This is a genomic window from Agathobaculum sp. TL06, from assembly GCF_054658635.1.
This window is the reverse complement of sequence record NZ_BAAGGY010000011.1, coordinates 1-26,658: the sequence shown is the minus strand read 5'-3', so window position 1 is coordinate 26,658 and position 26,658 is coordinate 1. Positions and strand designations below refer to the sequence as shown.

General features: G+C 61.4%; 27 protein-coding genes and 4 tRNA genes. 13 read left to right on the top strand and 18 right to left on the bottom strand.

Features of this window, described 5'->3' with window-relative positions; genetic code table 11:
* Nucleotides 1-4: 4 nt before the first annotated feature.
* Complete coding sequence (locus ACYQ3S_RS07945) at nt 5-1,888, top strand: WG repeat-containing protein (RefSeq protein WP_459688353.1); 1,884 nt, start codon at nt 5-7, stop codon at nt 1,886-1,888.
* A 704-nt stretch (nt 1,889-2,592) separates the two neighbouring features.
* Here the strand turns inward: ACYQ3S_RS07945 and ACYQ3S_RS07940 are convergent.
* From ACYQ3S_RS07940 to ACYQ3S_RS07880, 13 genes are all read right to left on the bottom strand, one after another.
* Nucleotides 2,593-2,668, bottom strand: a tRNA-Val gene (locus ACYQ3S_RS07940).
* Nucleotides 2,669-2,671: 3 nt separating this feature from the next.
* A tRNA-Glu gene (locus tag ACYQ3S_RS07935) sits at nt 2,672-2,746 on the bottom strand.
* Nucleotides 2,747-2,755: 9 nt separating this feature from the next.
* A tRNA-Met gene (locus ACYQ3S_RS07930) sits at nt 2,756-2,832 on the bottom strand.
* Between the two features lie 91 nt (nt 2,833-2,923).
* The gene (locus ACYQ3S_RS07925) at nt 2,924-3,703 is read right to left on the bottom strand and encodes a transglutaminase domain-containing protein (protein ID WP_459688351.1); all 780 of its coding nucleotides are present in this window, start codon (nt 3,701-3,703) and stop codon (nt 2,924-2,926) included.
* Nucleotides 3,704-3,773: 70 nt separating this feature from the next.
* Nucleotides 3,774-4,556: a hypothetical protein gene (locus tag ACYQ3S_RS07920; protein ID WP_459688350.1), complete on the bottom strand. Its 783-nt coding sequence runs from the start codon at nt 4,554-4,556 to the stop codon at nt 3,774-3,776.
* 25 nt (nt 4,557-4,581) lie between these two features.
* On the bottom strand, nt 4,582-5,307 hold the full coding sequence (locus tag ACYQ3S_RS07915; protein ID WP_459688349.1) for a 16S rRNA (uracil(1498)-N(3))-methyltransferase: 726 nt from the start codon (nt 5,305-5,307) through the stop codon (nt 4,582-4,584).
* A gap of 66 nt (nt 5,308-5,373) precedes the next feature.
* Nucleotides 5,374-6,336, bottom strand: coding sequence for a 50S ribosomal protein L11 methyltransferase (prmA, locus tag ACYQ3S_RS07910; protein WP_459688348.1), 963 nt, complete (start codon nt 6,334-6,336; stop codon nt 5,374-5,376).
* A gap of 77 nt (nt 6,337-6,413) precedes the next feature.
* Nucleotides 6,414-7,454 (bottom strand): hypothetical protein, encoded by a 1,041-nt coding sequence (locus ACYQ3S_RS07905; protein WP_459688347.1) that lies wholly within the window; start codon nt 7,452-7,454, stop codon nt 6,414-6,416.
* A 31-nt stretch (nt 7,455-7,485) separates the two neighbouring features.
* Complete coding sequence (locus ACYQ3S_RS07900) at nt 7,486-8,970, bottom strand: S41 family peptidase (protein ID WP_459688346.1); 1,485 nt, start codon at nt 8,968-8,970, stop codon at nt 7,486-7,488.
* A 45-nt stretch (nt 8,971-9,015) separates the two neighbouring features.
* The gene (gene argS, locus ACYQ3S_RS07895; protein ID WP_459688345.1) at nt 9,016-10,713 is read right to left on the bottom strand and encodes an arginine--tRNA ligase; all 1,698 of its coding nucleotides are present in this window, start codon (nt 10,711-10,713) and stop codon (nt 9,016-9,018) included.
* 28 nt (nt 10,714-10,741) lie between these two features.
* Complete coding sequence (locus ACYQ3S_RS07890) at nt 10,742-11,173, bottom strand: YwiB family protein (protein ID WP_159068162.1); 432 nt, start codon at nt 11,171-11,173, stop codon at nt 10,742-10,744.
* A 52-nt stretch (nt 11,174-11,225) separates the two neighbouring features.
* On the bottom strand, nt 11,226-12,020 hold the full coding sequence (gene murI, locus ACYQ3S_RS07885) for a glutamate racemase (RefSeq protein ID WP_459688344.1): 795 nt from the start codon (nt 12,018-12,020) through the stop codon (nt 11,226-11,228).
* The gene (locus ACYQ3S_RS07880) at nt 12,013-13,083 is read right to left on the bottom strand and encodes a D-alanine--D-alanine ligase family protein (RefSeq protein ID WP_459688343.1); all 1,071 of its coding nucleotides are present in this window, start codon (nt 13,081-13,083) and stop codon (nt 12,013-12,015) included. The genes murI and ACYQ3S_RS07880 overlap by 8 nt, the downstream gene beginning before the upstream one ends.
* 219 nt (nt 13,084-13,302) lie before the next feature.
* Here ACYQ3S_RS07880 and ACYQ3S_RS07875 point away from each other — a divergent pair, with 219 nt between their 5' ends.
* The 7 genes from ACYQ3S_RS07875 to ACYQ3S_RS07845 all read left to right on the top strand — a co-directional run bounded on the left by ACYQ3S_RS07875 (nt 13,303) and on the right by ACYQ3S_RS07845 (nt 17,312).
* Nucleotides 13,303-13,611 carry a PadR family transcriptional regulator gene (locus tag ACYQ3S_RS07875; protein ID WP_459688341.1) on the top strand — a complete coding sequence of 103 codons (309 nt, stop codon included), beginning with the start codon at nt 13,303-13,305 and terminating at the stop codon, nt 13,609-13,611.
* 4 nt (nt 13,612-13,615) lie between these two features.
* Nucleotides 13,616-14,275 (top strand): DUF1700 domain-containing protein, encoded by a 660-nt coding sequence (locus tag ACYQ3S_RS07870; protein WP_459688339.1) that lies wholly within the window; start codon nt 13,616-13,618, stop codon nt 14,273-14,275.
* Nucleotides 14,272-15,360 carry a DUF4097 family beta strand repeat-containing protein gene (locus ACYQ3S_RS07865; protein WP_459688338.1) on the top strand — a complete coding sequence of 363 codons (1,089 nt, stop codon included), beginning with the start codon at nt 14,272-14,274 and terminating at the stop codon, nt 15,358-15,360. Before ACYQ3S_RS07870 ends, ACYQ3S_RS07865 begins: the two co-directional genes overlap by 4 nt.
* Before the next feature lie 46 nt (nt 15,361-15,406).
* Nucleotides 15,407-15,607, top strand: coding sequence for a PspC domain-containing protein (locus tag ACYQ3S_RS07860; RefSeq protein WP_054327022.1), 201 nt, complete (start codon nt 15,407-15,409; stop codon nt 15,605-15,607).
* Between the two features lie 29 nt (nt 15,608-15,636).
* On the top strand, nt 15,637-15,957 hold the full coding sequence (locus tag ACYQ3S_RS07855) for a hypothetical protein (RefSeq protein WP_459688337.1): 321 nt from the start codon (nt 15,637-15,639) through the stop codon (nt 15,955-15,957).
* Between the two features lie 84 nt (nt 15,958-16,041).
* A complete protein-coding gene (locus ACYQ3S_RS07850; RefSeq protein WP_459688336.1) occupies nt 16,042-16,458 on the top strand; it encodes a hypothetical protein in 417 nt (138 codons plus the stop codon).
* The gene (locus ACYQ3S_RS07845; protein ID WP_459688335.1) at nt 16,455-17,312 is read left to right on the top strand and encodes a GIY-YIG nuclease family protein; all 858 of its coding nucleotides are present in this window, start codon (nt 16,455-16,457) and stop codon (nt 17,310-17,312) included. The genes ACYQ3S_RS07850 and ACYQ3S_RS07845 overlap by 4 nt, the downstream gene beginning before the upstream one ends.
* 33 nt (nt 17,313-17,345) lie before the next feature.
* Here the strand turns inward: ACYQ3S_RS07845 and ACYQ3S_RS07840 are convergent, their stop codons facing one another.
* From ACYQ3S_RS07840 to ACYQ3S_RS07825, 4 genes are all read right to left on the bottom strand, one after another.
* Nucleotides 17,346-17,567 (bottom strand): hypothetical protein, encoded by a 222-nt coding sequence (locus ACYQ3S_RS07840; protein ID WP_054327025.1) that lies wholly within the window; start codon nt 17,565-17,567, stop codon nt 17,346-17,348.
* Nucleotide 17,568: 1 nt separating this feature from the next.
* On the bottom strand, nt 17,569-17,805 hold the full coding sequence (gene secG, locus ACYQ3S_RS07835) for a preprotein translocase subunit SecG (RefSeq protein ID WP_054327026.1): 237 nt from the start codon (nt 17,803-17,805) through the stop codon (nt 17,569-17,571).
* A gap of 97 nt (nt 17,806-17,902) precedes the next feature.
* Nucleotides 17,903-18,412 carry a hypothetical protein gene (locus tag ACYQ3S_RS07830; RefSeq protein ID WP_459688332.1) on the bottom strand — a complete coding sequence of 170 codons (510 nt, stop codon included), beginning with the start codon at nt 18,410-18,412 and terminating at the stop codon, nt 17,903-17,905.
* Nucleotides 18,413-18,429: 17 nt separating this feature from the next.
* Nucleotides 18,430-19,350 (bottom strand): sugar phosphate nucleotidyltransferase, encoded by a 921-nt coding sequence (locus tag ACYQ3S_RS07825; RefSeq protein WP_459688331.1) that lies wholly within the window; start codon nt 19,348-19,350, stop codon nt 18,430-18,432.
* A 284-nt stretch (nt 19,351-19,634) separates the two neighbouring features.
* Between ACYQ3S_RS07825 and pyk the strand changes: the two genes are divergently transcribed.
* From pyk to ACYQ3S_RS07805, 4 genes are all read left to right on the top strand, one after another.
* Nucleotides 19,635-21,098: a pyruvate kinase gene (pyk, locus tag ACYQ3S_RS07820; protein ID WP_459688330.1), complete on the top strand. Its 1,464-nt coding sequence runs from the start codon at nt 19,635-19,637 to the stop codon at nt 21,096-21,098.
* Between the two features lie 7 nt (nt 21,099-21,105).
* Nucleotides 21,106-22,329: an LCP family protein gene (locus tag ACYQ3S_RS07815; RefSeq protein WP_459688328.1), complete on the top strand. Its 1,224-nt coding sequence runs from the start codon at nt 21,106-21,108 to the stop codon at nt 22,327-22,329.
* Nucleotides 22,330-22,414: 85 nt separating this feature from the next.
* Nucleotides 22,415-23,662 (top strand): M16 family metallopeptidase, encoded by a 1,248-nt coding sequence (locus ACYQ3S_RS07810; protein ID WP_459688327.1) that lies wholly within the window; start codon nt 22,415-22,417, stop codon nt 23,660-23,662.
* Between the two features lie 102 nt (nt 23,663-23,764).
* The gene (locus tag ACYQ3S_RS07805; protein WP_459688325.1) at nt 23,765-24,427 is read left to right on the top strand and encodes a hypothetical protein; all 663 of its coding nucleotides are present in this window, start codon (nt 23,765-23,767) and stop codon (nt 24,425-24,427) included.
* Nucleotides 24,428-24,461: 34 nt separating this feature from the next.
* On the opposite strand, the gene ACYQ3S_RS07800 is transcribed toward ACYQ3S_RS07805, so the two are convergent.
* Complete coding sequence (locus tag ACYQ3S_RS07800; protein WP_459688323.1) at nt 24,462-25,847, bottom strand: alanine/glycine:cation symporter family protein; 1,386 nt, start codon at nt 25,845-25,847, stop codon at nt 24,462-24,464.
* A 353-nt stretch (nt 25,848-26,200) separates the two neighbouring features.
* Here ACYQ3S_RS07800 and ACYQ3S_RS07795 point away from each other — a divergent pair.
* Nucleotides 26,201-26,277, top strand: a tRNA-Arg gene (locus ACYQ3S_RS07795).
* Nucleotides 26,278-26,658: the final 381 nt, after the last annotated feature.

Below are 26,658 nucleotides of genomic sequence, written 5' to 3'. Positions count from 1 at the left end.
GAGTATGAAAAAACAACTGCGCATTTGGAGCGCGGCGCTGGCAGCCGGCGCTCTGCTGGCCGCATCCGGCGCACCCGCCCTCGCCGCGGACCGCGCGCCCTCGCCCAATTACACCATCTTAAAGGAGGTCACAGGGGAGCACTCGTTCCAGTGGTTCCCCCAGTCGGAGGCCATGCTGTTTGAGCAGGATGGGAAATACGGCCTGAAAAAGCTGGACGGCACCATTGTGCTGTCCGCGGTGTACGGCAAGATCGGCAATGAATTCGGCAACGGCAACAACGACGGCTATATAACCGTCTTCCAGCAGGGCCGCGTCGGTGTCGTGGACCGGTACGGACACATCATCCTCCAACCGGAATGGAAGTCGGTATCCTATGGCGAAGGCCTGATGACCGTACTCAGCACGGACAACCAATACGGCTTTGCCGATTATAACGGCAAGCTCGTGATTGCGCCGCAGTACGACGACGCGGGTACGTTCTTTCGCGGATATGCCTCCGTGGGCAAGGACCTGAAATACAGCTATATCGATATGGACAACAGCCTGCTGGTGCCGTGGCAGGACGAGGAGGTGTTCACCGAGGACGGGCAGTACTTTTCGATCGACGATGACGAGACAGACACCTGCCGGATCATCGACGGAACCGGACGGATCATTACGGACGGCGAGTACCAGGCCGGCTCGTGGTTTGCCGCAGGCAAGGCTGCCATCGTGACCCGAAAAAGCGATGGAAGAACCGGTGTTATCGACCCGCAGAACCGGACGGTTATCCCGTTCGCTTATGACAACATACGCTGCTGCCAGCTGGATAAAAGCAATCCCGCCGACGCGGTTCTTGCAGCCATTTCCGGAGAAAAGGTGACCTTTTTCGACTTGGACGGCAATCAGCTCGGCGGCCAAAGCTGGGATAAGGGACGCCGGTGCGGAACCACGCTGGGAAAAGGGATCCTGATAGAGCAAAACGGCAAGCTCGGCATAATCGATTCAAACGGCAGGGTGATCGCCGAGCCGGTTTATGACGAGATCAGCGGGCTTATTTCATACTGCGACCTTGTGTTCCTGCAAACGGACGGAAAAACCGGCATGATGGATACGGGGACCGGTGAGCTGCTGGTCGAGCCGCGCTGGCAACCGATGGGCCTTTATCAGATTCCGGCGGATGAGGCTTATGTGACGGTGCAGGTTGGGGACTGGGAGACGGCGCTGCTAAACGGCAAAGGGCAGGTCGTGATCGCCCCTGACGAGATCGGCGGCATCACATCGCTGGGCAACGGCTACCTGTATCTGGACGAATACAATCTCACGCCGGACACCCCGAATGGGGATACCGGCCGCAAATGGCTCGCCCGAATCAACGATACTATTGTTCCGCGCGACCCCAGCGTGCTGGACGCGGGCGATTATGTGCCGGACGACCAGGTGCAATACCTGCTCGACAGAGACATCCTGCGCGGCGACGCGGATGGCAGCCTGCACCTGTACGACCGCGTGACCCGCGCCGAGTTCGTGGCCCTGCTCTCCCGCGCGGAGAACTGGAACCTGACCGGCGTACAGGCAGGGTCGTTCTCCGACGTACCGGCTGCGCACTGGGCGGCGCAGGCAATTGAAAAGGCCGCGGAGTTCGGCATCGTCAACGGTGTTGGCGGCGGGCGCTTCGATCCGGACGGCTGGGTAACCGAGGGGCAAGCGCTCACCATCCTGAGCCGCCGCGCGGGCTGCGCCGCGGAAGTGGAAAGCGCGGGCGCGCTGGAAACCGCGGAAGCGCTCGGCCTGACCGACGGCCTGCGCGAATATGGCCTTTACGACCCTGCCAGCCGTTTGACTGCGTGCCATATGCTGTATAACTACCTCCATATGGAAAACGCTTCGCCGGCTATCAGCGCCTGATGGCCGGTGCATCCCGCCGTGTTCGCCTTCTGCGCGGTTGGATGCGGTTCAGGCAGCGGCCTGCTGGCTGTGCAGGATGAGAAAAGGGAAGCAAAACGTGCAGAGTTATAGGTCTTATGATAAATAGAAAAACCACGGCGTTCTCTTAAAAAGAACGCCGTGGTTTTTACTTTAATTATTACTGCGAAAAGAAGCCACAACTGGTCGATGTAGCTGAAACTCCCTGACTCGAAAAAACCGGATGCTAACAGCCGCACTACAGAAATGAACGGCTGTATCGTGCAAAAAAAGCGAGCCAGTCGCTGTATTGAACCGCCGGAAACCCACACAGCGTAACCTCAACACGGTAAATGCGGGTTTTTTATTCATGCGCTGGATATAGACATGGGAGCAGAAACGTATCGCGGCTCAATTATACCCAAAAAGAATTTTTAGGACAGAAGAATATACGCATGGCAAGCCGTGTTTATACAAAGCTGTCTGAGGAATCATTTACTGCCGTCGTCGAAAAGATCGTATCTTTCTATGCCGTCCAAAGAGAAGGTAAGATCGCAATAATTAGGGACACATCAGGTGACACACTTAATACTCGTAAATACACATAAAAATGCATATAAACAAAAACAGCACATTTTTATTCAGGAACAAAAATTATGCTTAAACACAAAAAAGCCCCAAATCATCAAGATTCAGGGCTAAATTATTGGTGGAAGTTAACGGGCTCGAACCGCTGACCCTCTGCTTGTAAGGCAGATGCTCTCCCAGCTGAGCTAAACTTCCATATGGTGACCCGTGCGGGACTCGAACCCGCGTTACCGCCGTGAAAGGGCGGTGTCTTAACCGCTTGACCAACGGGCCAAGGGAAAATGGTAGCGGTAATTGGACTTGAACCAATGACCTTTCGGGTATGAACCGAACGCTCTAGCCAACTAAGCTATACCGCCATACGCTTTTCCCTGCGTCGCCCGTTCGCTGGCGACGATAAATATTATATGGCAAATAAGTCGTATTGTCAAGTGTTTTTTGCCTTTTTCCTCAATTTTCTTTTTCCAGGCCATCCAATACCTGCTCATAAAACGCCCTGTCCCATTGGTGGGTGTTGGAAAGCTCCTCCGCCGTCAGCAGGAAATACTGGTCGGATACATATTCTCCCCGATCCGGCACGGGATCGTCAAAGGTGCAGTCGATAAAATAGGTCTCCCCGTCCAACCGGACCGCATTCCATCCATGGTTCATCTCCTCCGAGGCGACATAAACCGCGCGCAGGCCGGCGGCTTCGCACAGCATGCCGTATGCGCGGCCGTAGCCCGCGCACACAGCCTTGTGGTCGAGCAACGCACCGTCCGCTGCAAACGGCGCGGCCGCGCCGTCAGGCGCCGCTTTGCCCGCTGTATCCGTATCATATTGGCATAGCCGGACCAGGGCGTCGTGCAGGGCGCGCAGCTTCTGCTCCTCGGACATGCCGCTGTCCACCGTTTCCGCCGCCAAGGCCCTTGCGTACGACCAGGCCTGCTCCTGCCGCGCGGGACGCGAAAGCTCGACCCGCAGTTCGATCGTCTGGTTGGGCCGCGTGGTCGCGTGCAGCGCAAACGCATAGGGGTACCGCGCCTCCAACGCGCTGTACACCGCATCCAGATCGATCTCCTCCGTGCGGAACGTCACGCTCTCTCCGCCGTCCCTGACCGCCTGCTCCAGCAACGCCGCTGCCTCGAACGGGCTCTGCACCCGCGGCGCGGAAAGCCGCGGATACAGCAGCGTGCCTGCGATGCCGCAAAACAGCGCAGCGCCTGCCAACAGCTTGCCGAAACGTGTCAATTTGCGCCGCCCCCTTTCCAGAAAACAAAGCGGACGGCCCAGCCGTCCGCAATTTGTTCCGGATATAAAATCACATCAGCTTAACGGTATAGTATACCGCTGTAATGAACAGATATGCCGCGCCCACGCCCAGCGCAACCAGCATGCAGGCGGGAACGAACAGGGTAACCGCCACCAAAACGGTCATCAGCAGCGGGGTCACCGTGAGCATCGTATACGCATTGCGGCTGAACTGCAAATCAACAGTCTTGCCGCGGAACTTGAATTTGCCCTTTTTCCCGTGCAGCGTCCAGACGCAAATCAACTGGATCACCGTCAGCACGGCCATAGCGCCGAGCGCCGCATAGGCCAGCGAACCGAAATTGGACGAAGCGAGCGCACGGTGTACCACCCACATCAGGCCGAGCGCGACGCCCGAATCCACCGCAATCAGGAAAAATTCCGGCGCGTAGGAATGATATACCAGATAATACACTGCCAGCACCGGAAGCACCACATAAAGCACCTTGATCGGCTGGATGCCCAGATAGTTGATGACCGACATGGAAAGGATGATCACAATGCTCACAATCAGCACATTGCGCCCGCAGATCAGCCGGCGCGCACCGGAGCGTTTGCCGGAAAGCTCGCGTGCCAGCAGCCAGATGCCCCACAGCGCCCCGACGATGCCGATTCCCAGCAGAATCTTGATCATCATGAATCCTGCCATGACCGTGCTTCCGTAATTGAGCAGGCGCTGCAGCACCATCAGCACCAGAACGCCGAGCAGGCAGATGCTGAACACGGTTAACACCTTATTTGTTGTGTATTCTTCCTCACTGATTGGCTTTTTGCCCACATTGCTTTTGGCCAATGCTTACACTCCCTCTTTTTTGTACTCACATATTGCCGCCCGCATATAAAACGGCGGCCAGCGCCGCAACCGGCGCGGTTTCACATCGCAGGATCCGCGTGCCGAGCGATACACTTCTCAGCCCTGCCCTGACGGCGGCCTGGGCCTCTTCCGGGGCGAAGCCCCCCTCCGGCCCGATCATCAGCGATACGGTCCTGCCAACACCGTCCGCGAGCGCGTCCCGCAGGCCGGTCTTTTTCTCGTTTTCATAAAAGAACAGCGCGGTCTCGCTTTCCGCCGCCTGTGCGACCGCCTGCTCCACCGTTACCACCGCGCGCACACGGGGCAGCCGCCCTCTTCCGCACTGCTTGGCGGCCTCCGCGGCGATCTTCTGCCAGCGCTCCACCTTTTTTTCGGTCTTGTCCGGCCGCGAAACACAGTTCTGGGAAAGATAGGGTACGATCTCGCTCACACCCAGCTCGACCGCCTTCTGCACGATAAATTCCATTTTATCGCCCTTGGGCAGCGCCATAAACAGCGTCAGCCGCTGCCTGGGCTCGGTCACCGCCGAATGGCGATCCCGCACGCGGCATAGAACCGCGTCTTTTTCGATCTGCTCCACCGTGCAGTCGTAGTCTGTCCCTTCGCCGTCGCAGAGCGTGAGCGCCTCGCCCTGCCGCAGCCGCAGCACGCGCCCTGCGTGGTGCGCATCCTCGCCCCGCAGAACCAGCAGGCCGTTTTCCGGCTGCCGGTCAACAAAGAATCTTGGCATGGTAATCAAATAACCTTTCCTATTCTAACAAAAAAACCGCCGTTTGGCAAGTGAACATTCCGTGAATCATTTTTTCGCGGCAAAAGCGCTCCAATCCTTGCTTTCTTCCCGCGATAAAATCACAAAGCCGTTTTGTTCCAGCGCCGCGGCCACTTCGGGCGCGCGCTCGTTCAGGATGCCCGAGCAGATCAGCACGCCGCCCGCCGCAAGCTTGCCCGCAAACATCGGCGCCATGCCGATGATCACGTCCGCCACGATGTTCGCCACGATAATCTGGTAGCCCGCGCCGATCTCCTCCGCAAGGCCCGCGTCGCGCAGCGCGTCGCCGCAGAGGCCGCGGCCGATTGAGACGTGGTTCTTTTCCGCGTTCTCCCGCGCGGTTTTCAGGCAGTTTTCATCAATATCGACCACCGTCCGCACATCCGCGCCCAGCATCGCGGCCGCGATCGCCAAAATGCCCGAGCCGGTCCCCATATCGAGCAGCGCGTCCCCGGGCCTGACGTACCGCTCCAGCGCGGCCATGCAGAGCTGGGTCGTGTCATGGCTGCCCGTGCCGAAGCTCGAAGCCGGATCGATTTCCAGAATCCGGCGCCCCTGCGCGTCGTCCACCCTCTCCCACGAGGGCTTGATGAGAAAGCTCCTGCCGACCGGAAAAGGCTTGAAATACTGCTTCCAGCCCCATTCCCAGTCCTCCTGGCGGGTCAGCGCGGTTTCTGTACACAGGCGGCCCCAGGCGTGCGCCTCATCCCGCGCCTTCAGGCTTTCGAGCGATGCGCGGATGCCGGCGTACTGCTTCGCGCCCTCGCCGCTGTCCGGCAGATATATTTTCAGGCAGGTCTCCTGCGCGCGCTTTTCGCGCACCAGATCCTCGTCTACATAATCCCAGTATATCTCGGTATCCTTCAAAAATTCCTCAAAATCCGCAGCGTCCTCCAGCACATAGCCTTCCACGCCGTGCTCCTCCAAGAGCGCCTCCACCGGCCCGATACCGGCCGTTGTGGTATAGATTGTGACTTCCTTCCAGTCCATCCAAAGCCTCCCTGTCGATTTTCTCCGTATGCCGCGCATCAAACGCGCGGCGCAGATGCAGCGGGCTTTTTTGCCCCTTACAGCCGTATCAGGCCGTACTTCTGTTCCAGATAATGCAGGACGTCCTCCGGCTGCTCCCAGGTGCCGTCGTACAGGGCCAGCCCTGCGTATACGCGCAGCCCCTGCTCGAGCAGGTCCGCGGATTCCGCGCACAGGCAGAGCGGCCGCGCGATCATATACTGATATTCCTCCAGCGCGATCACATCATCCTCGCACTCCAGCACCAGCTTGAGCGCGCCCGCGTCCTCTTCCGCGTCCAGCAGCGCTTCCTCCAGGCGCGGTCCGCATTCGATCTCGTCCGAAATATCGATCGTCGGGTCGATAAAGTGTACGTTCGTCCCATCCGGCGCCAGAATGAAGTCGTCGTGGTCGCGCGGCACCACCCGCCCGCCGGTATGCGCGTCGATCGCCCGCAGCAGGCGCGCCTCGTCGTCATGCTCGACCGGCAGAAATACCTCGGTATTGTACAGCGTGGTCTGGGCGCGCAGCCAGGCGGAATGCACGGATACGCCGAGCGACAGCCGCGCATACGGCGCGGCCATATCCAGCGCCTCCGTGATGGATTCCGGCTCGTGCGCGGTCAGGATAACGGTGGTCACACCGATGCGCTGCAGCACGCCGACCGCCGCGCGCACGTCCGTGCCATCCGCCATATGCCCTTCGTCGTCCTCGATCAGCAGCTCGGCAATCACCGTGCGGCCGGTCAGGTCGCCCAGCGCCAGCACGGCCGCGCGCAGAGCAGCGAACGTCTGCGCCCCCCGCAGGTAGTAAAACGCGGCGCCGTCATGCAGCAAAGGCCGGAACGCCTGCTTGCACAGGCTGATGTAGTGCATCGTGAGCGGGCGCTCGCACGTTTCCCTGTCCGGCACGGGCGGGCAATCGAGCGGCAGGCCGACCGGCAGGCCGTCGAGCGCCTCCGCCCACTCCGCACAGGTCGCCCCATCGGGCGCGAGCGCGCCGGCGAAGCCTTCCGGACGCGACCGGTAAAGCGGCAGCGCCTCCGGTCCTGTCAGCATGAGCTGCGGTTTATGGCTGTTCTGGCACAAAGGAATGTCCAAAATCTATCTTCCTCCCAAGAAAGACGGTAACTCAGTTTTTCTTCCAGCTGCCGTCGGGCAGCGCGGTATACTGCTGCGGCTCTTCCGCCGCCAGCTTGCACAGCTCCAAAGCGGTCTGCAGCTGCTGGTCCAGCACAAAGGTCTGCCCATCCAGCGTCTGCATCGCCCCGTCCAGCGCCTGCAGCATCTCAGGCGAGGCATACAGGTCGGGCGCCAGCTCATAGCTTTCGCGGAACGCGGCCACCGCGTCCAGCACGTTCCCGTCAAAGGTGCCGGTCGCCTCGTCGATCAGCCCGAGCAGCGCGAGGCGCTCGGTCATGGCGTACACATCGTCCGACTGGTCGCCGAAGCGCAGGGTCCTGGTGGTGTCCAGCTGGGACAGGCCGGCGCCGTTGACCGTAACCTCACGGTTGCCGATCTGGATATCCGGCGTCAGGCCGACGCCCTCGTAGCAGCCCTGCTTTGGCAGCTCAAGCTCCAGCGTGGTAATCACCAGCTTGTCGCCGTTGACCAGCGGGAAATGGTACTGCCCCTGCCCCTTGCCGTAGGTCTTTTCCCCGATCAGGAGTGCGGCGCCGGTGTCCTGCAGGCTGCCCGCGAGCAGTTCGGCCGCCGAGGCCGTGCCGCCGTCCACCAGCACGATAATCTGGTTAAGCGGCAGCCCGCCGCCCGTGGAGAACGTCTGTTCCAGACCGCCCATATCGCTGCGCCAGCGCACGCCCGCCAGGTAGACCTCCGCCTCCTGCGTCATGGCGTCGGCCATCCTGAGCGCGATATCGATTACGCCGCCGCCGTTGCCGCGCAGGTCGAGGATGACCGCACGGGTATTTTTCTCATCCAGCCCCTCCCAGATCTCGGAGAAGGCGGCCCAGTCGTTTTGCGACCCGATCGCGCTGACCTTGATGTATTCCACGCCGTCGGCCATGGTCTTGCTGGAAACATAAACCTGGTTGACCTGACGGCGCACGCAGTCGACCTCGATCTCGCGCCCCTGACGGCGCACGGTGAGCGAAACGCGCGTACCCTCCTCGCCGCGCAGCCGCTCGGCCGCCTCGGCGCTGGTCAGGCCGGACGCGTCCGCCCCGTCAATCCGGACAATCAGGTCGCCGATCTCCAGGCCGGCCTCCTCAGCCGCGGAATACCGCAGCACCTCGCCGATCTGCACACCGCCCGCGGTCTCCTGCAGGCCCACGCCGATGCCGATAAAGCCCTCCAGCGTCGAAAAGCCCTGCGTGTACTCCTCGCTCGACAGGTACATGGAATGGGTATCCAGCAGGGAGAGAATGTCGTTGACGACATGGTACAGCTCCTCCGGATGCTCTTCCAGATACTTATTGATATAATTCTGCAGAACATAGGGATCGTTCTCCGCCTTCAGGCCGAACGCGTCGATCAGCGCCCACACCCCGTCAAACCAGGTTTCGCTTTCCCCATCCTGCGTCACCGCACCCGCCGGCACGACCAGCAGCGCGCCCGCCAGGGCGAGCGACGCCAGCCTTTTTACGAATTTTTTCATTTGCTTCTCCATTTCCGTGTCCTGCGCGCGCATGCGGCAGTCGGGTCACATCGTTTCGGGCGCTTCCACGCCGATCAGACCGAGCGTGTTCGCAATCGCCTGCCGCGCCGCCAAGCACAGCGCCAGGCGCGCCGCGCACAGCTTTTCATCCTCGCACTTGATGCGGCACGCGTTATAGAAGTGGTGGAACTGCTGCGCGAGCGCCACCGCGTATTTGTTCAGGCGCGAGGGGTCGCGGCTCTGCGCCGCCTGCGCGATCTCCTCGGGCAGCAGCGCGATCGCCTTGACGAGCTGGCGCTCGTCCGCGCCGGTCAGCACGGACAGATCGACGGCCGACGTATCCGGCATGGGTACGCCGCCCTCCACGCAGTTTTTGATGACCGAGCAGATGCGCGCGTGCGCGTACTGCACATAATACAGCGGGTTGTCCGAATCCTGCTTGACCGCAAGGTCCAGATCAAACTCCATCTGGGTCTCGGCCGCGCGGGAATTGAAGAAGAACCGCGCCGCGTCCACCGGAATCTCGTCGAGCAGGTCGGTCAGGGTCAGGCTCTTGCCCGTGCGCTTGGACATGCGCACGACCTCGCCGCCCTGCATCATGCGCACGAGCTGCATGAGCACGATCTCCAGGCGGTGCGAGCCGTCCAGACCGAGCGCGTCCAGCGCGCACTGCAGGCGCTTGACGTGGCCGTGGTGATCCGCGCCCCAGATATTGATAACGCGGTCGAAGCCGCGCTTTTCAAACTTGTTGCGGTGGTAGGCGATATCCGCCGCGAAATAGGTGTAAAACCCGTTCGCGCGGCGCAGCACGTCGTCCTTATCACAGCCGAAGTCGGTCGAGCGCAGCCAGAGCGCGCCGTCCTCTGTTTCGTAGGTCGCGCCCTTCTCGGTCAGCATATCTATGGTTTCCTTGACGTAGCCGCTCTCATGCAGCTCGCTCTCGCGGAACCAGACGTCGTAATTGATTTTATAGCGGCCCAGGTCGCGCTCCATGCGCGCGATGTTGGTGGGCAGGCCGTAGCCCTCGATGATGGCGAAGCGCTCCTCGGGGGTCTTGTCCAGCAGGCTGTCGCCGTACTGCCCGACCAGGTCGTGCGCGAGCGCCTTAATATCGTCGCCCTGGTACCAGGACGGGTCGAATTCGATCGCGTCCTCGCCGCGCACCTCCTGGATGTAGCGGCCCTCGACCGAGTGGGCGAACTTATCCACCTGGTTGCCCGCGTCGTTGATATAGAACTCGCGGGTCACGGTGTTGCCCGACCAGTCCAGCACAGCGGCCAGGCAGTCGCCCAGCACGCCGCCGCGCGCGTTGCCCATGTGCATCGGGCCGGTGGGGTTGGCGGATACGAACTCCACCATCACCTTTTCCGGCGCGGGGGTCTGGGTGCGGCCGTAGTCCGCGCCCATCTCGAACACGTTTTTGACCGCCTTTTCATACCAGCCCTGGTTCAGCGTAAAATTCATGAAGCCCGGGCCGGCGATCTCCACCGTGTCAAAGCAGCTGTCCGCCAGGTCGAGGTTTTCCACAATCGCCTCCGCGATCCTGCGCGGCGCCGTGCGCAGCGGCTTGGCGCACTGCATGGCGAACGTGGAAGCCCAGTCGCCGTTTGCGGCGTCCTTGGGCGTTTCCACCGCAACGGGCGGGATGTCGCCTTCCGGCAAAACGCCCGCGGCGACCGCCTTGTGGTAAGCCGCCTCGACGACCCGCGTCGCCTCGGCGCGTGCGAATTCATATGCGTTCATTTGTTCACTCTCCGTTACTTTTTCGTCCTTATGCTGGCGTTGTGGAAACGATCATTTCAAAATGATGCTCCCCCATAACCGAATGATCCACCTCTATCGTATAATCGATCACCAGCTCGCCGCCGTTTTCCCCCACCGTGTTGCGGATGTGGGAGGTATGCGTCGCAATCGCCATTTCCGTACCGACCGGCGTCTGATACAGCCCGATATGCCGCTCATCCTCGGAGAACAGCATATGGGAGGGGTAGGTCCCCGTCCGGATGAGCGAAACTGTCTTTCCGTCCAGCTTGACGGTGGTCCGCGTCCCTTCCAGTCCGGTCAGCTCGCTCTCCTCATAGGCGATATAATATTTGCCGCCGCGCTCATACAGCGTGGCCGCCGTGACCAGGTCGATCTGCTCCTCCTCGCAGTCCGCAAACTGCTGCGTGGAGCAGATTGACAGCCAAACATCCTTCTTCATATCATTCCCCATTTTCCGTCCGGCGGCGCACCGCCGGCGCTGAACTATCCGGTCAGTACCGTGAGATCTCGACCAGCTCCGCCTCCCCCGCGGCCGGCTGCTGCAAAAACAGGCCGGCAAGCTGGGTAAAGCCCTGCGGGTCGTCCGAAACGAAATACTGCGTGCCGCCCGGCCCTGCGCCCTGCTCGACCTGTGTGCGCGCGGCATTCGCCGCTTCCGCGCCGGAGTCGATCAGCGTCACGCCTTGCATAAAGTCCCCGATCACATCCGCCAGCAGCGGGTAATGCGTACAGCCCAGGATCAGCGTATCCACGCCCGCCTCCCGCAGCGGCGTTAAGTATTCGCGCACGACCGTTTCAATCACGACGTCGCCGCGCGACACGCGGCCGTTTTCCACCAGCGGCACGAACAGCGGACACGCGCACACCGTCAGCGCGAGCGGGGAGCGCTCCGCGGTCAGGCGGCGCTCATACGCGCCCGACCGCACGGTCGCCGCCGTGCCGATCACGCCGATGCGCCCGTTTTTTGTTTCCCGCAGCGCGCGGCGGCACGCAGGCTCGACCGTGCCGATGATCGGGATATCGTTTTCCTCGCCCAGCAGGTCGAGCGCAACCGAAGAAACCGTATTGCAGGCGACGATTATCGCCTTCAGGTCGAACTGCCGGAGGAAAGCCACATCCTGCCGCGCGTATTTGATGATAATATCGCGGCCGCGCGTACCGTACGGCACGCGGCCGGTGTCCCCAAAATAGATGATCCGCTCCTGCGGCATGATCTCCTGCAGGCGGCGCACTGCGGTCAGCCCGCCCAGGCCGGAGTCAAACACGCCGATGGCCCGGTTATCCATGGCGCTCCTCCCGCGCGAAAGAGATCAGCCGGTCGAGCAGCTCGGGATACCGCACGCCCTCATAATCAAACAGCTTGGGGTACATGCTGATCGAGGTAAAGCCCGGGATGGAATTCAGCTCGTTGAACACGACCTCCCCATCCGCATGGGTGACAAAAAAGTCCACGCGGGCCAGGCCGCGGCAGCCCAGCGCCCGATACACGCGCAGCGCGTTGCGCCGCACGGTTTCGATCTGCCGCTCGGTGATATGCGCCGGAATGTACAGCTTGGAGCTTTCATCCTTATATTTTGCGTCAAACGTATAAAATTCCTGGGTCGGCGCGATCTCGCCGACCGTGGAAGCGACCGGCTCGCGGTTGCCAAGCACCGCGCACTCGACCTCATGCCCGTCGATAAACTCCTCAACCAGCACCTTGTCGTCCAGTGCAAACGCCTCGGTCAGCCCCGCGGCCAGTTCGAGCATGTTGTTCGCCTTGGCCACGCCCACGGACGAGCCCTGGGAGCAGGGCTTGACGAACACGGGGAACGAGCCGAGCTGTTCGGCCGCCGTGCGGACCACACCCTCGGCGCCCCGCTCAAAGTCATGGCGCAGCGCCAGATAGTATTTCGCCTGCCGCACGCCCGCGGCCTCCACCAGCACCTTGGTGATGGATTTATCCATGGAATTCGCGCTTGCCGCGACGCCGCAGCCCACATAGGGGATGCCCGCCAGCTCCAGAAGGCCCTGCACCGTGCCGTCCTCGCCGCCCGCGCCGTGCAGGACCGGAAACACGCAGTCCAGCCGGACGGTTTCGGCCGCGCCCTCCCGCAGGAGGACCAGGCCATGCACGCCGCGGTCAGGCGGGAGCAGCGCCGGCACCAGATCCGCCATGCGCTCCCACGAGCCGTTCTCGATCCGCTCGACATCGCAGGTCGGGCAGTAGCGCCACGCCCCGTCGCGCGTGATGCCGACCGCGTAGATTTCGTATTTCGTCCTGTCCAGATTGCGCAGGATGGACGCCGCGGACAGGCAGGATATCTCATGCTCGCTTGAAATACCGCCGAACAATACCGCCAATTTCATTTTATGGAATTCGCCCTTTCTTGCTCTTTACTGCTTTTCATTCGTATACGGATAACATTATACGCCATATAGCGCATAAATACAATGAAAAACTATGCGTTTCCGCGCACCGTTCTTACAAAATTTACATTTGCTTCACACCTTTTTTTGAGATACCCGTTGACATCGCATATTATATTTCATATAATATTATTGCAAACACAGAAAGAGGTGGCTTCCATGTCTTATCCCATCGCCTCCTCCCTGCTTGACGGTATCGTCCTTGCGGTGGTCGAGCGGGAGAGCACCTACGGCTACCGTATCACGCAGGATGTGCAGAAAGTGCTGGAAATATCGGAATCCACGCTGTATCCGGTGCTGCGCCGCCTGCAGAAAGACGGCTGCCTGACGACCTATGACGAGGCCTACGCCGGACGGAACCGGCGCTACTATAAGATCACCGACCACGGCCGCGCCCAGCTCCGGCAGCACCGGATCGACTGGCAGAATTACCGGAACGGGATCGACGCGATCTTTTTTGGAGGGTAAACCCATGAACAGAAGCGAGTATATGGCCGCGCTGCGCCGCGCGCTCTCCGTCCTGCCCGAGGAGGAGCGCGCCAGCGCGCTGCGCTATTATGAGGAATATTTTGACGATGCCGGTCCGGAAAACGAACGACGGGTGATCGAGGACCTTGGCGCGCCGGAAACGGTCGCAGGGCAGATCCTTGCCGATTACCGCGAGCTGACCACCGTCCCCCGCCAGGGCGGCGCCGCTTCCGGCGCGCCAGCCGCGCCCAGGCGCGGCTGGCGCGGCATCAACCCCTGGCTGCTGCTGCTCCTCGTCGTGCTGGCGATTCCCATTGGGGTCCCGCTCGCCGGCGCTTTCATTGGCGTATGCGCCGCTGTGCTGGGCGTGCTGGCCGCCGCGCTCCTGTCCGTGCTGGCGTTCGTGGTGGTGATCCCGTTCTGCCTGCTGGCTGCGGGCATCGTGCTGTGCGGCATTTCCTTTGTCCTCTGGGGCGCGCCCGCGAGCGCGCTCGTCACGCTGGGCTGCGGCCTGATGCTGTTCGCGCTCGGCGTGCTGGTGTCGCTGTTGGCCATCAAGCTGTGTACGCTGTTCGTGCCGCCGGTGTTCCGCGCCTTTGTCGCGCTGGTGCGCTGGCCGTTCGATAAGCTGAGAAACCGCAATCAGGGAGGTGGGGCGCAATGAAAAAGCTGATCCTTGCCTGCTGCGTGCTGTTCGTGCTGGGCGGCGGGCTTGCCGCGGGCGGCTGGGCGGCAGGCGGCGAGCTGTACGCCTCTTATTACAGCGGCGCGTTCCACTCCTTGCGGGAGACGCTGCACATCCCGCACTGGCGGGAATGGTGGGACGAGGACGGCGTCCGTCATTCCGGCTTTTTCCGTGACGCGCTGGACGAGATCCAGGACGAGGTGCGCGGCCATATCGACGATGCGCTGGACGAGGTCCGGCCGGATTCCGACGCTTCCCTGTATCCCAGCGGCCGCGCTGGCTATACTGTTTTTTACGGAAAGTCCGACACGCTCCTTCAGGAGCTTGACCTGTCGGTTGACGGAAACAGCGGCTCCGTCCTGCTGAAAGCCGGAACGGATTATACCGTCTCTGGCGGCGCCACCGTCCTGACCGACCATTTTGACGGGGAAGCGTGGTCGCTGTCCCTGTTCTGCCGCGAGGGGGAGCAGATCACGGTCACGCTACCCGCGCTTGCCATGCTGCGCTCGGTCGATATCCATTTGCAGGGCTGCAGTCTGGATTTTGACGGCTCCATCGGTGCCGGCGAAATCGATATCGAGCTGGCGGACGGCACGCTGAACTGCGGCGAGCTTTTCGCATCCGGCGCGCTCGACCTGTCCATCGGAAGCGGGGGCGTCTATGCGGAACGGCTCTCCGCGGCTGAACTGGATATCGAGGTCGAAAGCGGCGGGCTGGACTGCGAAAGCCTGGCCGCAAACGATACTCTGGACCTCACCATTGAAAGCGGCGCGGCTTCTGTCGATCTGCTCTCCGCCCCTGTCATTGAAGCGGAGGTCGGCACAGGCAGCCTGGATGCCGGCGTCGCGGTTTCCGACCGTTTCGGCTATCAGGCTGTCGCTTCGGCAGGCTCGGTCTATCTGAACGGCACGGAGATCGCCGGAGATATTGCCGGCGCGCACCGCGCTTTCCAAAAGGGCAGCGACCCCATGCTCCGGCTGAACGTTGCGGGCGGCTATATCGAATTGGTCACCGACCCATCAGACGCTCCTGCGGCGCACCGTACCGCAAGCCTTCCCTCTTGACGAACCCCTCAAAACAACGTATGATAGATGAAAAGGAGTCTTTACTATGAATGGCAAAAAGCTGTACCGCAGCGAATCCGACCGCATGCTGTGCGGCGTGTGTGCAGGCATCGCGGAGTATTTCCAGATCGACGCGACGCTGATCCGCCTCGCCTGGGTATTCCTTTGCTGCTTCGGCGTGTTTCCCGGCGTAGTGGCCTATATCATCGCCGCAATCATCATCCCGACCCAAAGCGCGGTTCAATAAGCCTACCAACGAGAGGATGTGTCCCCCTTATGAATGAAAACCAGCAGCCCCTGCAGGACGAGGAAAACACCGCCGAAGAAAACCAGGCGGTCGAAGCCGCGGAAACCAGCGGGCCGGAGCAGCCGGAAGGCCCCGCCGAGGACCGCGTATTCGGCATGCCGCGTACCTGCTTCCGCGGCACGGCGCTGGGCGTCGCGTTCGGTTTTCTCCTGTGCGGCTTTGCCGGCATCCTGTTTGATGTCCAGCTGGACTCCACCATGTGCGTGATCGTATGCGCCGCGGCCGGCTACCTGATCTCCCGCATGGTGTACAGAAAGCGCGGGACGGACGCATCCCAGAACGGCAAATAACGCAAAAAAGCAGCCGGCGAGCTATGCCTGCTGCTTTTTTGCGCGATATTCCCCTGTCCCCAAAGCAAAGGAGGAGATTTTTCCATGAAAACCGCTGTCGTTTATTTCTCCCTCGGCGGCGCGACGCGTTCGTTCGCCCGCGCGGAAGCGAATGCGCGCGGCGCGGACCTGCTCGAAGCCGTGCCGGAGAAAAAATATAACCCGTTTTCCGCGCTTGTCCGCGGCTGCCCCGCCGCCATGCGCCAGAAAAGCGTGCCGCTGTCGCAAGCGCCCGACCTGACCGGCTATGAGCGCATCGTCCTGATGGCGCCGGTCTGGGGCGGCTTCCCCGCGCCGCCGTTCAACAGCATCGCCGGCCTGCTCCCGCGCGGCGCGGAGGTGGAGGCGCTGCTCGTTTCCGCCAGCGGAAGCAGTGAAAAAAGCCGCGCCAAGGTGCGCGCGCTGCTGGAAGCCCAGGGCTGTCGGGTCGTCGCCCAGCGCGACATCCGCTCGCACCGATGAGGGCGTACACCTATATCCTGCGCTGTGCGGACGGCACGCTGTACTGCGGCTGGACCAACGATCTGACCGCCCGCCTCGCCGCGCACAACAGCGGAAAGGGCGCGAAATACACGCGCGGCCGCGGGCCGGTCACCCTGGCCTACAGCGAGTTGTTCGGCACGCAGGGAGAGGCCATGCGCCGCGAAGCGGCGCTCAAGCGGCTGCCGCGCCCGCAGAAGCTCGCGCTCATCCAAAGCCAGGCGGACGGGGAACTGCTCACCATTTACGACGCCGACGGACGGCCCTGCGGCGATCGGCCGCGCGCGGTCGTGCATGCACAGGGGTTGTTCCACCACGTCTGCCACCTGTGGACGGCCGGCCGGTGGGACGGCACGCCCGGCCTTTGGCTGCAGCAGCGGGCGTTTGACCGCCCGCTCTATCCCGGCGGGTACGATCTCGCCTCGACCGGACACATCGACCCCGGCGAAACGCCCGAAGCCGCCGTTCTGCGTGAGGCGCGCGAGGAGATTGGGCTGGACCTGTCCCCCGACAGTCTGGTTGCGGGCGGCAGCTACCGCCAGCGCTACCCGCGCGGCGAGGGCGGCGGCTTTGACGATGAACTGGCGTTCGCTTTCCTGACCCGTCTGGACGGCATACCGGCTTTCGCACCGGGCAGCGAGGTCGCAGGCATGGCGTTTGTCCCGCTGGAGGGTTTCGCCGCCGCGCATGAAAGCGCCGCGCCGCTCACGGGACGGCGCGCGGACGGGAGCCGCCTGACCATCCTGCACGAAAGCCTGTGCTGCCTGCACGGCGCGGAGTGGGAGGGCGTCCGCGGTGCGCTGCAGGCGCTGCTCGCCCCCGAAAGCGCAAAATAAAAAGGGCTGTCCCTCGGACAGCCCTTTTTCCATTCATTTGCCCATCGCGCCAAGCACAATATTGCACCCCAGGCAGGCCGCGGCGCAGACCGCATACACGACCGCCCGCTGGCGGCACGCCCTCGCCTTGGGGTCCTCCTGCTTGTCCGCCTGTTCGGTGCGGCCGCAGATCATGCCGTACCGAAGCTGCTGAAAGATCGTCAGCCCCGCGAATGCGGCGAACATGACGAGCAGCACGCGCTGCACGGTTTCCATCTCAGTGGATCAGGTTGAGCACGAGCGCCGCGATCACGAAGATCACGCCGACAACCGAGGTCAGGCGCGCGAAGATCTTATCCGCCGCGGTCGCCTTGCCGGAGCCGAAGAACGTTTCCGCGCCGCCGGAGATCGCGCCCAGGCCCTGCTGCGCGCCGTTCTGGAGCAGTACAACGACAATCAGGAACAGGCTGGCGACAATCATTACGATCGAAAGAGCGATTTGTGCAGTAGTCATGGCTTTTATTCCTCCATTATTTTATCGCGCGGTGCCGCGCGTTTTACTTGCGTACATGGTACTATATCACACGAACGCCGGTTTTTCAAGTGTTTTTTTACAAAAAAGGCTTCAAAATGCCTTTCAAGGGGTCGCCGGCCGCGTTTGCATACACCTTGCGGCCGGCAAGGTCCACCACTGCGAGCCGGATCGCCGACCAGCCGCCCTGCTCCCCCTCGTAATGCCGCTCCGCGGACAGCTTTTTGATTTTTTTCTGCAGCGCCTTATCGACGGGGCCGGCAGCCAGGATCAGCGAAACCAGGGAAAAGCTGTGCTGCGCGTCCGCCTGCACCAGCGCGTCCTCGGCCGCCGCGGCGTATGTCCACCACCCGTCCAGCGCCGCTTCCTCCAGATCGGGCGCGGCGAACAGCAGCCGGTACTCATGCGCATGGGTGGTGCTGCCGGTCGGCATGATGCCGAGGATCTTACGCTCGCTGCTGACGCTGAAGCTGCTCAACAGCGCCGCCGTGCGGCCCGCGACCTCGGCGTTCCGCCGTGAAACGAACGCCTCGTCCAGCCCGCCTTGCAGCCTGTCGCGAAACGCAACAAATTCGGTCGAAAAATCCATATCTGTCCCTCTTCCGCTCACAGGTCGGACGGGTATTCGCCCCGCCTTGTCATATCCGCAATCGCGGCGCTGACCACCGGCTTATCCTCCCGATAGGTCACGCCGAACCAGCGCGCGTCCGTCGTCAGCACCTTGGCCGAGGCGCGCCCCGCTTCGATCAGCTCGTCCACGGCAAACGGCAGGTAGTATTCGCCTTTCATCGGGTTGAGCGGCAGCTTCTCCGCAAAAAAGCGGCGCAGCCCCTGGTCGAGCGCGGGCAGGAACGAGGGGGTAAAGCCCCAAAGGTTCATGGAAACCGGCGTCCCCTCCGGAATGGCGCCGGCCGGCGCGTCCCCGTCCGCGGCATAGACGATCGTACCGTCCGCGGCGCGCGCGATCGCGGTGCGCTCGACGATGCTGGTCAGGAAGCCGTCCCCGTCCGCCGTGCAGACGCCGCGGGAGACCGTGCCGTTTTCCGTCAGCGTATTCTCCACCCGATAGCCGACCATGCAGTAGCGGTATTTTTCGTCGTCCGCCGCCGACGAGAGATAGGCGTAAATCTGCCGGAACGCGTCCGCCCCGTAAAAATCATCCGCGTTGATGACCGCGATCGGGCAGCCGCCGGCCAGCTCCTTCGCGCACCAGACCGCGTGCGCCGTGCCAAGCGGCTTTTCCCTGCCCGCCGGCGCCGCCAGCCCCGCGGGCAGGCGGTCAAGCGTCTGATAGGCATACTCCACCTGCATGAAGCGGCGCGCCTTTTGTCCGATCGCGCGCTCAAACGCCTCGTGCAGCTCCGGCCGGATGATGAAAACCACCCGTTCAAAGCCCGCGCGGTGCGCGTCGTAAATCGAATAATCCAAAATGATCTGCCCGTCCGGACCGACCGGATCGATCTGCTTGAGCCCGCCGTAGCGCGACCCCATGCCCGCGGCCATGATCACCAAAACCGGTTTTTGCATCGCTTGCTCCCTCTTCCCTGACCGGCACGGCCCTTTCCCGCGCCGCATCGTTCCGCTTTTTCGCGTTTAATTTGCCATCCTTTTGGCATACTTTATTATTATACAAGACCGTATCAGAAAACACAAGATGTTTGCACACCGCTTCGGGTTTTTTGTAGAAAAACATGAAAATCCGCAAAAGGCCTTGCGGACGATTGCAAAATCAGGGGAGAACTGTTAAAATATTGCCGTTAAAAATATATCAGAGTGTAAAACGCGATCTGTAGAGAGAGGATTTTGTTTCGATGCGTAAAACAAAGATTATTTGCACGCTCGGCCCCGCGACCGACGCGGTCCTGCCCGAAATGATTAAGGCGGGCATGAACGTTGCCCGTATGAACTTCAGCCACGGCTCCCATGAGGAGCACAAGGCGCGCATGGACGCCGTAAAGGCCGCGCGCGCGGCGCTTGGCATGCCGGTCGGCATCATGCTCGATACCAAGGGACCGGAAATCCGGACCAAGACGTACCGTGACGGCAAAATCGAAATCGTGGAGGGGCAGGAATTCACCCTGACCACCCGCGATATCGAAGGCGACAATACGATCGTTTCCATCACCTATGACGGCCTGCCCAACGATGTCAAGCCCGGCACCCGCATCCTGATCGACGACGGCCTGGTGGCGTTCGACGTGGTGGAGATCAAAAACGGCACCGACATTGTGTGCAAGGCGCTCAACGGCGGCCCGCTGTCCAACCGCAAGTCCATCAACGTACCCGGCATCAAGCTGAACATGAAGTTCGTGTCCGACAAGGACCGCGAGGATATCGAGTTCGGCCTGACCCAGGGCATTGATTTCATCGCCGCTTCCTTTACCCGCAGCGCGCAGGACGTGCGCGACATCAAGGCCATCCTCAAGGCGCACGGCAAGGAGGATGTCGAGATCATCTGCAAGATCGAGAATATGGAAGGCGTCAACAACATCCAGGAGATTCTGGACGAGGCCAACGGCGTCATGGTCGCCCGCGGCGACCTGGGCGTTGAGGTCCCGTTCGAGGAACTGCCCGAGATCCAGAAGAACATCATTAAAACCTGCATCTCGCGCGGCAAGCGCGTCGTGACCGCGACCCAGATGCTCGAATCCATGGCCAAAAACCCGCGCCCGACCCGCGCCGAGGTTTCCGACGTTGCCAACGCCGTTTACGACGGCACCAGCGCCATCATGCTGTCCGGCGAAACCTCGGTCGGCAAGTATCCGGTCGAGACGGTCGCCACCATGAGCCGCATCGCGGAGAACGCCGAGCGCACCATCCACTACGACCGCCGCCGCACCACCCGTCTGGAATTCCAGAACATGAACGTCGGCGGCGACCCCAAGACCAACGCCATCGCGCACGCGACCTGCTCGACCACGCACGACCTGGGCGCGAAGTGCATCGTCGCCTTCACCGACTCCGGCATGAGCGCGCGCGCGGTATCGACCTACCGCCCGGGCGCGGCCATCATCGGCGCCACCCCGTCCGAAAAGACCTACCACCGCCTGACCATGTCCTGGGGCGTCACGCCGGTGCTCGTCCCCAACCGCCCGTCCTCGGACGCGGAGCTGTTCGAGCTTTCCGCCAAGGCGGCGGTCGCGGCCTGCGGGCTTGAGGCCGGCGATATCATGACGGTCACCGCCGGCGTGCCGATCGGCAAGGTCAACTACACCAACAGCCTGCGCGTGCTGCAGCTCACGGAGGAGCTTCTCGCACACGGCTTCCAGGACTGATCTTCCCATGTCGGTAAAACGCTTCCAGCGCAGCCTTGTGCGCGTGCTCACCGTGCTTGTGGTCATTTCCATCCTGGCCTGTCTGGGCCTGTACCTGTACCGGATGTTTTTCGGCTACAACCGCGATTCCTCCCTGTTTGAGGCGGACCTCGCCGCCGGCGTCAAGGCGGACGAGAACATCACCAATATCGCCCTGTTCGGCCTGGACGTCCGTCCGGAGGAGGAGAACTGCCGCTCGGACGCCATGATGATCGTCACGGTGGACAACACGCGCGGCAAGATCAAGCTGATCTCGCTCATGCGCGATTCGCTTGTCTCGATCGACGGGTACGGCGAGACCAAGCTCAACGAGGCCTACTTCTACGGCGGGCCGAGCCTTGCCATCCGCACCATAAACGAGAGCTTCGGCACGGATATCACGGACTATATCGCGGTCAACTTCAACCAGCTCGTCGAGATCATCAATGCGATGGAAGGCGTTGAGATCGACGTGCAGGACTATGAGCTGAACGAGCTGAACCGCGTCATCCGCGATTACGGCCTGGAGCAGGGGCAGACCTTCCAGAGCGTGCAAAGCGCCGGCCTGCAGACGCTGGACGGCGTGCAGGCGTTGTGCTACGGCCGTATCCGCAAGGGCGGAACGGGCGACGACTGGGGGCGCGTGGAGCGGCAGTCGGTCGTGCTGAGCGCGCTGTTTGATAAGGTCCAGTCCCTGAGCGCCAGCAGGCTGATCGGTCTGATGCAGAAGCTGATGCCCTATGTGACGACCTCGCTCTCCCCGACCGAGATCGCGCCGCTCATCGTCGGCGCGGTCAGGAACGGCATGCCTGCGCTGGAGCACACCCGCGTCCCGCTGGACGGGGAGTGGAACTATTACGGCTCGTCCGGCGAATATATCCTGTACGACCTGGATGTCGCCGCGGACCATATCCACGAGTATATTTATAACGACGTTTTCCCCGGCGATACCTCGGGCTCCCACGCCGCCAACGGCACGGATGCGGACAGCGGCTCCGGCACGGACGGCGCCGGCCCCATGGGCGGCATCGATTTTGACGAGCCGCCGACCGGCCCCATGACCACGGACGATTCGCTTTCGTCCGGCAGCGCCGAGGACCCCGCCTCTCTCGCGGAGGAGGGCGGCTGGTACGACGAGGAGACCGGCGATTACTACGATTCCGACGGAGACCGCTATTATCTGGACGAAAGCGGAAAACGGGTGTATTATTAAGTCAATATGATCGATGCAAGGGGGTATGACACACGATCATACCCCCTTTATTTCAGAATTCTGAGAAAAAAGGAAGACCTCTGCTATGTATGTGAAACGTGTTCTCCCCAACGGCGTGCGCCTGATCACCGAGCGGATCGACACCGTGCGCACCGCGTCCGTCGGCATCTGGGTCGGCAACGGCAGCCGCTATGAGCCGGCCGCGCTCGGCGGCATCTCGCACTTTATCGAGCATATGATCTTCAAGGGTACGGACAAGCGCTCCGCCCGGCATATCGCCATCGCGATCGACGCGCTTGGCGGGCAGGCCAACGCATTCACGGACAAGGAATGCACCTGCTACTACATGAAGGTGCTGGACAAGCGCCTGCAGACCGGCGTTTCCATCCTGGCCGATATGTTCATGCACTCCCGCTTCGCGCAGGAGGATATCGACCTGGAGCGGGGCGTGGTGCTGGAGGAGATCGATATGTACGAGGACTCGCCGGAGGACGTGGCGATCGACAAGCTGTTTGAGGCCTGCTACGCCGGCTCGGCGCTCGGCCGGCCCATCCTCGGCACGGCCGAAACGCTGCAGGCGATCAACTCGGAAGCCATGCACGACTACATGCGCCGCTATTACCGTCCCGCGGACACCGTGGTATCCGTTTCCGGCCACTTCACGGAGGAGGACCTGGATTACATCGCGGAGCTGTTCTCCCATATGGAGGGTGAGGGCCGCAACCAGATCACGCCCGCCGCCTACCAGCCCAGCCTGGTGCTGCGCGAAAAGGAGATCGAGCAGAACCACCTGTGCCTGTCCTTCCCCGGCGTTTCGCTCCTGTCCGAGGAGCGCTTCGCCATGAACCTGTTAAGCTCCATCCTGGGCGGCGGCATGTCCTCCCGCCTGTTCCAGAGCGTGCGCGAGCAGAACGGCCTCTGCTATTCGGTCTATACCTTCACCACCCCGCATCTGGATACCGGCCTGTTCTCGATCTACACCGGCCTCGGTCCGGAAACCGAGCAGAAGGCGCTGGCGCTGATCGTGCGCGAGCTGCATGCCTTCTGCGACAACGGTCCGGAGCCGGATGAGCTGTCCCGCTGCCGCGAGCAGGTCAAGACCAACCTGCTCATGGGGCTGGAAAGCACCGGCACCCGCATGATGACCATTGGCCGCAGCGAACTGCTGCGCGGCGAGGTCTCCGCGATCGAGCAGGTGCTCGCCGCTTATGATCGGGTCACGGCCGACGACCTGCTTGCGCTCGCGCGCCGTGTGTTCGACTTTTCGCAGGCCTCGCTCGCCGTGGTCGGGCAGCCGGAAAAACAGGAAACCTACCGCGCGCTGCTGCAGTAACGGCCGGCCTCCTCCTTGTTTCTTGACATACCCCCCCGTTTTGGTATACTATACGCACAGAGAGTCAATGGAAGCGTTGTTTTTTGTGGGGAGGGAATGAAAATGAAGAGACTTTTATCCATATTGGCAGCCGCCTGCCTGCTGTGCTGCCCGCTTTCCGGCTGCAGTCCGGCGCCGTCCGATGATGACCAGGCCGGGGCTGACATGCGCCTGTCACCGGTCAGCCTGACGGAAGAGGAAACCAAACTGCTGTGGCTCGCGGGTGTGGATGTGCGGAACAGCGCCTCGTTCACCCTGTATGACTACCAGACGGACGGGAACCTGCACGCGATCTTTTTCTCCCGTTACCTGTTAAACGATGCGCTCGAATGGGAAAAGGACGCTTCCTTCTCCCCGGGCGCCTTTGACGAAACGCCGCTTGACGCCGCGGGGCGTCTCTCCCTGACCCTGGGGGAGGACGGCGCCTACACGTTTTATGTCCACGCGGAGGGCGGGCTTGGCTACAGCCATCCGGCGCCCCAGCTTCCGGAGGGCCTGCCCGAACCCGCCGCAGTCGGCGCAAGCAGTCAGACAGAACCGCTTGCCATCACTTACGGCCAGGAAATCCCCCTGCTCATCCGCACGATACGGGACGATGACTCGCTGGCGCTGTTTGCGCCGGGCGAGACGCTGGAAACCGATCCCCAGCAGCTTGAGCGGTTCCGCGGCGCGGCCTTTACCGAAGCCTACACCGTTACGTTTTTCGACCAGGTCCCACAGATATGAAAAAAGCCGTCCGCACCTGCGGACGGCTTTTTCTTTACCGGTCCACGACCGGTATTTCGGTTTCGTCTTTTTCATCCAGATGGTTCAGATAATGCTTGGTTTCGCGCGCGATTACGCCGGACAGCAGCAATACCGCGATCAGGTTGGGTACCGCCATAAGCGCGTTCAGGATATTCGCCACCGTCCAGGCAAGGTCGAGGGAAAGCACCGGCCCGATCACGATGACCAGGATGAACGCCAGCTTGTAGGGCAGCATGCCCTTGGCCCCGAACAGGTATTCACAGCAGCGCTCGCCGTAATACGACCAGCCCAGAATCGTGGAATAGGCAAATGTGATGATGCCGACCACCAGGATCAGCGGCCCGAGCACCGGAATCTGGGAAAACGCCGCCGTTGTCATCTGGCCGCCGTCCGCAAACTGGTCCATGTTGATGCCCGGGTTTTTCATCACGGTCGTTACCAGCACCAGGCCGGTCATCAGACACACCACCACCGTGTCCCAAAACGTGCCGGTCGAGGAAACCAGCGCCTGCCGCACCGGATTGCGCGTCTGCGCGGCCGAGGCGACCAGCGGCGCGGAGCCCATGCCGGATTCGTTGGAGAACAGTCCGCGCGCCACGCCGTACTGCATCGCCAGGCGGATGCCGCCGCCGGTCAGTCCGCCGGCCACAGCGCCGGGCTGGAACGCCAGCGTAAAGATCGCCTGCAGCGCGGGCAGGATAAAATCCCAGTTGATGCACAGGATAACGACGCAGCCCACCACATAGAACGCGGCCATGAACGGCACCAGCTTTTCACACACGACCGCGATCGATTTGATGCCGCCGATGATGACCACCGCCGTAATCGCCGCGAATACGATGCCAATGGCCAGCGGCGGGATGTAGATTGGGCTGTTGCCCTGGATGATCTCGGAGATCGCGTTGATCTGCGTGCCGCAGCCGATGCCGAACGAGGCCAGCATGGCAAACGCGGCGAACACCACGCCCAGCCACTTCATATGCAGGCCGCGCTCCAACGCATACATGGCGCCGCCCTGCATCCGTCCATCCTTTGTCTGCACGCGGTATTTGACAGCAATCAGGCTCTCCGCGTATTTGGTCGCAATGCCGAACACACCGGTCAGCCAGCACCACAGCACCGCGCCCGGCCCGCCGAGGAATACCGCCGTACCCACGCCCACGATATTGCCCGTGCCGATGGTCGAGGCCAGCGCGGTCGTCAGCGCCTGGAATTGGCTCACGTCGCCCGGCGAATCCGGATCCTTCGTCAGCGACAGACGGATGCCGGTCAATGTCTTGCGTTGGATAAAGCCTGTGCGCACCGTCATGAACAGATGTGTGCCAAGCAGCAGGACGATCATGGGCAGCCCCCAGATCCAATTGTCTACCGCCGACACAAGGTTAGAAAATTTCTCCACAGCCGTTCCCCCTTTTCACTTCCGCGAAGCCCTGTACGCACGGAATCGTGCAGCCCCGCGGTATGCTTTGCATTATATCGCATTTTTTGCGAATTGGCAAGAATCCCCGCGCGGCCTTTCCTCTGTAAACTGCCGGACGAGGAAAGAGGCTCATAAATTTTGTTCTGTTTTTTTGAAAAAACAATTGACACCCTCACCGAATTATGGTATCCTATTTAGGCAGTCAAAACTGCGCCGTGTCCCATCGGGGGATGCCACAAGTTAATAATTTGCGCCAGTAGCTCAGCTGGATAGAGTGTTTGGCTACGAACCGCATACCCACCCTCTCGAGGGACACCACAAGTTAATAATACGCGCCAGTAGCTCAGCTGGATAGAGTGTTTGGCTACGAACCAAAAGGTCGGGGGTTCGAATCCCTTCTGGCGTACCACTTTTCTTGTGGGAAACGAGCGATTTCTTCGGAAATCGCTTGTTTTTTTAACTTTTTCGAAGCTTACAAATTTTGGTGCTAACATAAAACCGCCTCTATCCTGTTAGCAGCTTGTTAGCAAAGGTGTTTGGCTACCCTTTTGATTGATACTTCCTTTCGCTTATTTTCTCCTTGCCTGCGGGGGAACTGCTAACAGATTGCTAACATCGCTTTTTTGTGCGCGCTCTGCAAGCAGTGCTTCCAGCAGCTTTTTCGGGTATTCGACAAATCATGTAGATTTGGCTTAAATCATCAGATATGAACAAAAACACGCAAATGTGAGACTGGAAAAAATAAACAGGCGTCAGGAAATGACACCATTATGTGGAACAACGTAAAATG